This is a genomic window from Propionicicella superfundia DSM 22317, assembly GCF_000423465.1.
Classification (GTDB): Bacteria; Actinomycetota; Actinomycetes; order Propionibacteriales; family Propionibacteriaceae; genus Propionicicella; species Propionicicella superfundia.
On sequence record NZ_KE384025.1, the window covers coordinates 50594 to 60076 of the forward strand.

The 9483-nt window shown below is 69.2% G+C and carries 8 protein-coding genes; all 8 read right to left on the reverse strand.

Translation table 11 applies throughout. From position 1 onward, the window contains the following. Positions 1–28 precede the first annotated feature (28 nt). Complete coding sequence (locus G555_RS0116840) at positions 29–1513, reverse strand: amidase (RefSeq protein ID WP_245581312.1); 1485 nt, start codon at positions 1511–1513, stop codon at positions 29–31. Then, positions 1510–2394 (reverse strand): MetQ/NlpA family ABC transporter substrate-binding protein, encoded by an 885-nt coding sequence (locus G555_RS0116845; protein ID WP_028709750.1) that lies wholly within the window; start codon positions 2392–2394, stop codon positions 1510–1512. Before G555_RS0116845 ends, G555_RS0116840 begins: the two co-directional genes overlap by 4 nt. 35 nt (positions 2395–2429) lie before the next feature. After that, the gene (locus tag G555_RS0116850; RefSeq protein WP_051209564.1) at positions 2430–3107 is read right to left on the reverse strand and encodes a methionine ABC transporter permease; all 678 of its coding nucleotides are present in this window, start codon (positions 3105–3107) and stop codon (positions 2430–2432) included. Continuing rightward, positions 3107–4162 (reverse strand): methionine ABC transporter ATP-binding protein, encoded by a 1056-nt coding sequence (locus tag G555_RS0116855; protein WP_028709752.1) that lies wholly within the window; start codon positions 4160–4162, stop codon positions 3107–3109. The genes G555_RS0116850 and G555_RS0116855 overlap by 1 nt, the downstream gene beginning before the upstream one ends. Beyond that, the gene (locus G555_RS20915) at positions 4159–5589 is read right to left on the reverse strand and encodes an amidase family protein (RefSeq protein WP_084635368.1); all 1431 of its coding nucleotides are present in this window, start codon (positions 5587–5589) and stop codon (positions 4159–4161) included. Before G555_RS20915 ends, G555_RS0116855 begins: the two co-directional genes overlap by 4 nt. 509 nt (positions 5590–6098) lie before the next feature. After that, positions 6099–7382, reverse strand: a complete 1284-nt coding sequence (locus tag G555_RS0116865) for an iron-containing alcohol dehydrogenase (protein WP_028709753.1) — start codon at positions 7380–7382, stop codon at positions 6099–6101. A gap of 108 nt (positions 7383–7490) precedes the next feature. Then, positions 7491–9011: a xylulokinase gene (locus tag G555_RS0116870; protein WP_028709754.1), complete on the reverse strand. Its 1521-nt coding sequence runs from the start codon at positions 9009–9011 to the stop codon at positions 7491–7493. Positions 9012–9044: 33 nt separating this feature from the next. Beyond that, on the reverse strand, positions 9045–9483 hold a 439-nt coding region (locus G555_RS0116875; protein WP_028709755.1), incomplete at its 5' end, for a hypothetical protein.

The window sequence follows — 9483 nt, forward strand, 5'->3', positions numbered from 1 at the left end:
ACGGATATGGCGGGTCGACAGCCCTCGGTCAGGAGGACGACGGGTCGCCGGGCCGGGGCGGGCGGATCCGGCCCGCCGGGACGGACTGCTCGAAGGCCGCACCGATCCGCAGGAGCTCGACCTCTCCGAACGGACGACCGACCAGTTGGATCCCGACCGGGAGCCCGTCGCCGGTGAACCCGCAGGGCACCACCAGGGCGGGAACCCCGATCAGGGTGATCGACTGAGCGAGCTGCGTCCAGCGGGAGTAGTCGTCGAGCCCGGTCCCGGCGACCTGCCGCGGCCAGTCCCACGCCGCCGGGAACGGGGCGATGACCGCAGCGGGAAGGGCGAGGACGTCGGACTCCCGCCACACCGCCAGAGCCGCCCGCCGGAGCGTCGTCTGCGCGGCCAGCGCCGCCCACACCCGCTCCGCGGTCACCGACCGGCCCGCCGCGACGTCGAACACCAGGTTCGGCCCGACCAGCTCGGGCCGCTCCTCGACCAGCCGCCCGAAGCGACGCGCCGCCGCCCAGTGCCGAAGCGTGCGGAACGACACGTCGGCGAGATCGCGGTCGACGGGGAGGTCGACCGGGTGCACCCGTGCGCCGAGCCGCTCGAACGCGGGCCGCGCGACATCGTCCAGCACCCCGCGGACGACGGGATCGACGGGGAAGCCGGCCGGATGCGGGCACCAGCCCACGCGCAGCCCCCGCAGATCCGCGACGGACCCGCGCGAGACCAGCGTCCGCAGCGGCCCCGGATCCACCGGCACGCTGACCGGGTCTCCGGGGTCGTGCCCCGCCAACGCGGCGAGCAGCAGTGCGACGTCGGCCACGGAGCGTCCCATGGGACCGTTGACGCCGAGAGTCCAGTACCCCATCTCCGCCGCCCCGCGTGTGACCAGGCCCGGCGTGGGCCTCAGCCCGACGACATTGCAGAAGGACGCCGGCGTCCGCAGCGAGCCGCCCATGTCGCTGCCGTCGGCGAGCGAGACCATGGACGCGGCGAGGGCCGCGGCCGCGCCCCCGGACGAACCGCCGGCGCTCCGGTCCGGCGCATACGGATTCCTCGTGACCCCGAACACCGCGTTGACCGTGTGCGATCCCAGACCGAACTCGGGGGTGTTCGACTTGCCGAGCGAGATCGCACCGGCGGCCGCCATCCTCGTCACCACCGCGGCGTCGGCGCGCGGAACATGGTCGGCGAAGGCCCGGCTGCCGTAGGTGGTCCGGACGCCCGCCGTGTCCTGCAGGTCCTTGTGCGCCACCGGCAGCCCGTGCAGCAGACCGAGCGGGCCGCCACGGGCCTGGCGCTCGTCCGCGGCGGCCGCCCTGCGCGCGGCGCGCTCGAGGTCGAGCGTCACCAACGCGTTGATCGCCCGATTGGACGTCTCGATCCGCGCGATCACCGCATCGAGCAGCTCCCTGGCCGAGACCTCCCCCGTCACCAGCAGCCGCCGCTGCTCCGACGCCGACGCGTCGGCCAGCTCGGTGCCGGTGCCGGGGGTCGGCGTCCCGATCCCGTCGGTCACAGACCGCTCAGGTCCACCAGCTTGCCGGCGTTCACCGGCAGCAGCGAACCCGCGTACAGCTCCTTGTAGACCCGCGCCACGCGATCGGAGTGGTACGCGTCGACGACCTTCGCCAGGACCGGATCGTCCTTGTCCTCGCCGCGGACCGTGAACACGATCACGAAGTTGAGCTGGAAGGGGTCGTTCGCGAAGTCCAGCCCGTTCTTCAGGATCGGGTCCGTGGTCGGGTCCAGTCCGCCGTCCACCGCGTTGATGGAGTAGACGAAGCCGGCATCGACGTCCTCGAGTGTGCGCACCATGGTGTCGGACGGGATCTCCTCGAACTCGAGGTCCGACGGATTGGAGTTGATGTTCTCCACGGTCGGGAACACCTCGTAGTCGGTGTCCAGCCCGATCACGTCGTTCGCCGCCAGGATGAGCAGCGCGCGCCCGCCGTTCAGGACGTCGTTGGGGATCGCCACCGTCGCACCGTCCGGCAACGCGTCCACCGAGTCGTACTTCTCGGAGTACAGGTCCAGGGTCGAGATGTGGATGTCGCCGATCGACGTGAGATCCGCGAACTTCGCGTCGGACGCCTGGACGTACGACAGATACGCGCGATGCTGGGCGACGTTGATGTCGATGTCGCCCTCGAGCAGAAGCTCGTTCAGGTTGATCGACGTGTCGTAGGCGGTGTTGACGACCTTGATGTGCTCCGACTCGAGCTCGGCGTTCAACGCCTCGAACACCTCGTCGTAGTCGTATCGTGCGGCGGTCTGGATCGTGGTCCACTCGCCCGCGTCGGCGGAGTTCGTGCCGTCGCCCGACGGCGAGGCGGAGCAGGCGGTCATCACGAGCAGCGCTGCGGCGGCGGCCACGGGGATTCTCAGTCGACGGATCATTGCGGTCCTTTCTCGGGTGTCGCCGGGTGCGACAGTCAGTGGGAGGTCCTGCGGAGGACCAGGTTTCCGGCGCCTTGCAGGGCGAACACGATCACCAGCAGGAGGATCAGGGAGATGAGGGTGATGTCGGGCATGAAGCGGGCATACCCGTAGCGGATGGCGAGGTCGCCGATGCCGCCGCCCCCGACGACGCCGGCCATCGCCGTGTAGCCCACGAGGCTGATGGACGACAGCACGAGGGCTCGCACGATGCCCGAGCGGCCCTCCTTGAGCAGCACCCGCCCGATCACGTACGGCCGGGAGAAGCCCAGGGACAGCGCCATGTCGATGACGCCTCGATCCACATCGGCGAGGGCGAGCTCCACCTGCCGGGCGACGAAGGGCACCAGCGCGACGATGATGGGGACGACGGCCCCGGGCACGCCGACCGCGGTACCGGCGACGAGGCGGGTGAACGGGATGATCACCGCGATCATGATCACGAACGGGATGGAACGCATCAGGTTGACGACCCTGGGGACGATGGCGTCCAGCAGCCTGTTCTCGTAGAGGTGCCCGGGAGCGACGACCAGGAGGAGGATTCCCAGCAGCACGCCGAGCGGCACCACGAAGGCCAGGGCGATGCCGACCATCTGCAGCGTCTCGATCAGGGACGTGACGATCCTCGGCCAGTACCGCACGGCGTTCGGCAGCCACTGCTCGATCCAGTCCATCAGGCGACCGCCCGCCGTGGGTGCGTGCCCGCGACGACGTCCAGCCCGACACCGCGGGCGCGCAGGTCGTCCGCGGCGGCGGCCAGCCGGTCGGGCGGCCCGTCGAAGGCGACGTAGAGGCAGCCGACGAGCACCCCGTGAAGCACCCGGACGGTCCCGTAGACGACGGACAGGTCGACACCGTAGGAACGCGACAGGCGAGAGATGGTCGCCGCGTTGGCCTCCTCGCCGACGAACAGCAGCCGGGCGACGAACCCGCCGCTCGCCGCGATGCCCTCGACCAGCGGGGTCTCCAGCGCGGCGGTCGCACCGTCGTCGTCGAACAGCGAGCGCGAGAACTGCTGGGTCGCCTCGTGGCGCGGCCGGGCGAACACGTCGGCGGTCGTCCCCACCTCGGCCACCTCACCTGCGTGGAGGACCGCGACCCGGTCGCAGATGTCCTTGACGACGCTCATCTCATGGGTGATGAGCAGGATGGTCAGCCCGAGCGACCGGTTCACGTCGCGCAGCAGGGCCAGGATGGAGACGGTCGTCTCGGGGTCGAGCGCCGACGTGGCCTCGTCGCACAGCAGGATCTCGGGATCGTTGGCCAGCGCCCGGGCGATCGCGACGCGCTGCCGCTGGCCGCCCGAGAGCTGACTGGGGTAGGCGGACGCCCTGTCCCCCAGGCCGACGACGTCCAGCAGCTCGTGCACCTTGTCCGCACGCTCGCGGCGGCCGAGGGTCGAGTGCCGCAGCGGGAGTGCGACGTTCTGCCGGACGGTGTCGTTGCGCAGCAGATGGAAGTGCTGGAAGATCATGCCGATCTTGCGGCGCTTCCGCCGCAGCTCGGCCTCGGCCATGGAGGTGATCTCCTCGCCGCCGACGCGGATCCGGCCCTGGTCGATCGTCTCCAGCCGGTTGATGCACCGGATCAGCGTGGTCTTTCCCGAGCCGCTGCGTCCGATCGCCCCGAAGATCTCGCCCGACCGCACGTGCAGGCTGACGTCGCGCAGGGCGGCGACGTCTCCCTGCGGGGTCCGGTAGGTCTTGGAGACGTTCTCGATGTCGATCATGCGCCGGCCGGGATCGGCTCGGCGACGGGGACGCGGCCGGCGACGTTCTCCACCGCTTGCGCGACATCCAGCAGATCCTGCTCGCCGAACCGGCGACCGATGACGTGCACGCCCAGCGGGATCTGGTCCCAGACCACGTCGGTCGGGACCACGATCCCGGGCAGTCCGAGCACGGGCGTCGCGCATGACGGCCACTGGGCGTACACGATCTCCTTCCGTCGCGACACGTCGGCCCACTGGTCCTCGTCGGCGAGGAAGGGCGTCTGCGCCGACGCGGGGGTGAGGATCGCCAGGTAGTCCTCGAGCAGCGACTGCGCGCGTTTGATCGTGCTCCCGCGACGCGCGTAGGCGTCCAGCAGACGGTCGAGGGTCAGCGGCCCGCCGAGCAGGTCCTCGCTGATCGCCGCCGGACCGGCCAGGCCGTTGGCGAGGATCTCACCGCCCTCGGCGATGTGCTCCCGCCCCGAGTACAGGTACTCGGCGAAGCAGAGCACGACCTCCAGCTCGAACGCCTCCTCGAAGACGTCGGTGGTCAGCGGCTCCACGGCGTATCCCTGTGCGCTGAGCGCGTTCGCAGCACGCAGCACGGCATCCTCCACGGGCGGGTCGAGCGGGTGGAGCTCGGTCCCCAGGTAGAGACCGATCCGCCGTCCACGACCCCGCGCCTGCACGGTCGGCACCGACACCGGGTCGCGCGGGGAATAGCCGCGCAGCGCCTCCAGCCCGAGCGCCGCGTCCTCGACCGAGCGGGCCAGCGGCCCGGCGACGGCGAAGAGCTGGTTCGACAGTGCCTTGTGGCGCGGCGCGATGTCGTTGCCCGGCACGACGCCCGGGGTGGGACGCAGCCCGACCACGCCGACCGCGTAGGCCGGGTAACGGATCGAGCCGGCGATGTCGTTGCCCTGCGCGACCGGAACCAGGCCCGCCGCCACGGCCGAGGCGGCGCCCCCGCTCGATCCGCCCGGGGTGTAGGCCGGATTCCGGGCATTCCTCGTCGCCCCGAACAGGTCGGAGGTCGTGAACCACTGCCACGACCAGGGCGGGGTGCTGCTGGAGCCCACGATGACCGCGCCTCCGCCGCGGAGGTTCTCCACGAGCGGATCGTCCCGGGAGGCGACGTTGTCGGCCAGCGCGGTGACGCCGTAGGTCAGCCGGTGCCCGGCCGCGGCGGTGTTGTCCTTGATCGCCACCGGCACCCCGGCGAGCGGCCCGAGCCGGAGCCCGTGGCGGATCGCCGTGTCGACGGCGCGCGCCTGCTCGGGCGCCGCCTCGGCCCAGACGTCCACCAGGGCGGTGAGCCCCGGATTCAGCCGATCGATCCGGTCGAGGGCCGCGTCGACGAGCTCACGACTCGAAACGGCTCCCAAACGCAATGCGGACGCGGCCTCGGCGGCAGACCAGTGTCCATTTTCGGGCAGAGAAGACATGACAACCTCACAGGAGGAAAAAGGCAAGCGAAATAACGCCTCGGCAAGGCGTCACGCAGAAAGGAAAGAACCCGGCAGAACCGCCGGAACAGTCAAGACAGAAGGGTCGAGTGCGTCAGAGCGCGAGGACGACCTCGAGCATTCGCGCAGCCATCCCGCGGAGACATCGCTTCGCGGACAACCGGGCTGCCGGTGCTCTCATGATCCAATCCCAAGGCTCGAATGAAGGGGTATGGGCACCATTGATATCACGCTCGGCGTGAGATTGCACGATCTGCCCGAAAAACGGACCGGATTCTCCGTCGGCGCCGCGCGGGACGTGGCCGCGGGCGGCCGGGACGAGCGGACGGGCGGCGGTCCGCCTCACGCGCCCCCCCGGCACGTCGAACGCTCGCCTTCGAGCGGGTTCTCTCAGACTCCCGCACGAAGCCGAGCGTCCGACGCCGGGCAGGTGCCGGGGCCACCGGTCGCCGGACCCGATGGGGGCGGGCACGTCCCTGAGTCGAGGGTCAGCGGCTCCCGTAGCCGAGGCGGTCCGCGACGGTCTCGGCGATCTCCCGGGCACGCCCCAGCGTCTCGATCATCCACAGCGAGTTGTACCGACCCGCCCGCAGCTCCTTGGCGTACAGCACGCTGTCCACGAACTCCTGGCGGGAGATTCCGAGTTCCACGGGGGTCGAGGGGCACCCGGCGCGGCGGAGCCGACCGGCCACCTCCGTGGCGGACGGCGTCTGCTCGTACCTCTGCCGCAGCGAGTCCGCCACGTCCCTCAGGCGCCGGAGCTCGGCCATCTGATGCTCGCGACCGAACACGTGGTTGCCCTGCTGCAACGCCAGGACGTCCGCCGCGCCCTGGCCGTAGGCGCGTCGCACGCCGGCCTCCCACTCACCGGGATCGGGCAACGGCCCCGGCACGTCCGGCAGACCGGCCGCCATGATCTCGTCCCAGATCATCAGGTTCGCCACCGTTCCGGCGCCGACCGCCTGGCCGTGCATCGACTGGGTGTCGCCCCGCCGGTCCTGGCACATGATCCAGAAGTGGTTGAGCTGGTGCTCCGCTCCCGAACCGCAGATCGACGATCCGTACCACGCCATGCCGACCGCGCTGCGATACAGCCCGTCGGTCAGGTCGGCGAGCGCCTGCGGATCCCGGACCGCGATCCCGTCCACGGTCGCATCGGACGCGCCCGCGGCTATGCAGGAGCCCATCATGTCGGCGATGCGATCGCAGTAGTAGACCTGTTTGACCTGGTTCGCCGCCCACCAGTCCAGGCCGGCGCTGATCTTGGCGCAGACCTCCCCGACGCCCGCGGCGTTCATGAACGTGGGACACCTGGCGATGACCTCGGTGTCCGCCATGACCACCGCCGGATAGTCGAGGTAGTACGTGTTCTGCACCTCGTTGACGATGATGACCGACATGTTCGTGAAGAAGCCGTCCATGGTCATGGCGGACGGGATGCTCACGACCGGCAGGCCGAGCCGCGACCCGACGTACCTCCCGAGATCGGTGATCGTCCCGCCACCGATCGACACCAGATAGTCGGTGTCCATGGGAATGTTGCAGACGACCCGGCCAACCGCCGACTCGTTGGGCACCACCGGGCCCGCGAGGACCAACGGACGCAGCTCGATCCCGGCCGAGCCGCACGATTCGAGCACCTGATCCCCGACGAGTTCGATGATGTTCTCGTCGGCTATCAGGACCCCCTTTGCACCTACCTTTCCGTTCACGATCTCCTGGGGCAGATCCTGCAGGACGCCCGCCCCCACTCTCATCTTCCCGATGGGCATCTTGTGAATACGCGCACAGTCGCATTCGAATTCGTGCCTCTGGTAGATATCCACAATGTCCAGCATGATGCTCCAAAGTCTCTCGGGGCGGACGGCCCGCACGGCCAGTCAGAAGATCTTCCCGTCCAGTGCCTCGTAGGCCTCGTCGAATCGGCGATGGGCCGCCTGATAGACGTCGAATCGGGTCGGGTCGGGAGTGAAGGTGCGCGTGAGCTGCACCGCCTGCGCCGCCGCGTCGTGCGGACTGGCGTACGCGCCGACCGCCAGTCCCGCGTACATCGCGGCGCCCAGGCACCCGGTCTCGGAGGACTTCAGCACGGAGATGGGACGCTGGGTGATGTCGGCCATCATCTGGCACCACAGGGGACTGTTGGCCGCGCCGCCGGTGAGCCGGATGCCGTCCAACTGGATGCCCGCGGCCAGTTCCGCCCGCACGATGTCGTACATCTCGAAGCTGACGCCCTCCATCACCGCCCGCGCCATGGCCGGCTTGGTCGTGCCGAGCCGCATGCCGAGGAACATCCCCCGGGCCCTGTCGTTGATCTTCGCCCCCGACGCGCCCTGCAGATAGGGAAGGAAGGTCACGCCGTCGGCTCCGGGGGCGACGGACGCGATCTGATCGTTGATCACGTCGTAGGAGTTTCGCCCGCTCACGGCCGCCGCTGCCTGCTCACTGTCGCCGAAGACGTCGTGATACCAGCGGTAGGCCGAGGCGCAGGTGTTCGAGAACGCCTCGATCGTGTAGTTGCCCATTCCGAAGTTCGGCTTCACGACCAGGGTCATGTCGGGGTCGCGGATCGATTCGTCGGACACGATGAAACACGAGCCGAACGTCCCCATGACCATCACCGCGGCGCCGGATTCGACGGCCCCCGACCCGAACGTGTTGCAGTTCTGGTCGAAGGTGCTCATGCCCACGGGCGTGCCGGCGACCAGGCCCATCCGTTCGGCCACGTCGCTGCCGAGGCGGGTCATCACGCGTCCGGGCTCGCTGAGGATCTCGGGCCGCAGGTCCAGCGGCATCCCGAGAAGGTCGTGCAGCCTGTCCGACCAGACGCCCTCGTCGATGTCCATCATCCCGGTACGACTGGCCGTCGCCGAGTCGGTGAAGTAGCCGTCCGCGCCGAGAAGGCGCAGGAAGTAGTCCTGCTGGTCGAGGAGCTTCACCGTCCTGGCCCAGTTCTCGGGCTCGTTCTGCTTCAGCCACAGGTACTTCGTGACGCTGAAGAGCAGCCCGAGCGGGTCGCCGGTGATGCGGTAGAACTCCGACCTCGGGATCCGGTCGAGGATCCACGCGATCGCCTCGCGCCCGCCGCGAATGTCCTGCCAGCTCACGAACGGCCGGATGAGCTCGTCGTGCTTGTCCATCATCGCTATGACGGACCCTTGCGTGGACATGCTCAGGCCTGCGACGTCCTGCGGGCGGATGCCGGATTTCTCGACCGCGGCCCGGCAGGTGTCGAACACCGCCGGCACCATGTCGTCCGGGCTCTGCTCGACGTAGCCCGGATGCGGGTAGTAGGACGGGTAGGCACGGTAGTCCCGCGCCAGCATGTTCCCCTGGGTATCGAACACGCATGCCTTGCAGCCGGTCGTCCCAGCGTCGATTCCGATCAGATACTGCGTCATTGTCAGTCCTCGTCGTCTGCGGGTGGCGTGGTGTCAGCCGGTGTAGGCGGGAACGACGCCGATCCGGCGGAACGTATCGAGCTGATCGATCACCGCCGGCGCCGCACGCGTCCCGATCAACTCAGCCCCCGCCATCAAGAACACATACGCATTCTGCGCATGCGGCGCCTTGATCCCCGACACCTTCACCCGCGTACCCGACCCCGCCAACGTGTCCACCATCACCAACACCTGCTCCAACGTCGGCGCCTCGAACTGACCCGTCGCCGACTTCGCCCAATCGATCCCCGCCTCCGCGATCAACCGACACGCCGTCGCAACCTCCTCCACCGACAAGAACGCCGTATCGATGATCATCTTCGTCATCACACCCTGCGCCGCATCCACATACTCCCGGAACTCCGCCAGGATCTTGTCGTACTTCCGATCCTTCAGATCATGCAGATTCATCGTGTTGTCCAACACCGTCGCC

Excerpts from the sequence above, each read along its gene's own strand:
- G555_RS0116845 (WP_028709750.1), bottom strand. The coding sequence starts at position 2,394 with ATGATCCGTCGACTGAGAATCCCCGTGGCCGCCGCCGCAGCGCTGCTC.
- G555_RS0116850 (WP_051209564.1), bottom strand. The coding sequence starts at position 3,107 with ATGGACTGGATCGAGCAGTGGCTGCCGAACGCCGTGCGGTACTGGCCG.
- G555_RS0116855 (WP_028709752.1), bottom strand. The coding sequence starts at position 4,162 with ATGATCGACATCGAGAACGTCTCCAAGACCTACCGGACCCCGCAGGGA.
- G555_RS20915 (WP_084635368.1), bottom strand. The coding sequence starts at position 5,589 with ATGTCTTCTCTGCCCGAAAATGGACACTGGTCTGCCGCCGAGGCCGCG.
- G555_RS0116865 (WP_028709753.1), bottom strand. The coding sequence starts at position 7,382 with ATGCCCATCGGGAAGATGAGAGTGGGGGCGGGCGTCCTGCAGGATCTG.
- G555_RS0116870 (WP_028709754.1), bottom strand. The coding sequence starts at position 9,011 with ATGACGCAGTATCTGATCGGAATCGACGCTGGGACGACCGGCTGCAAG.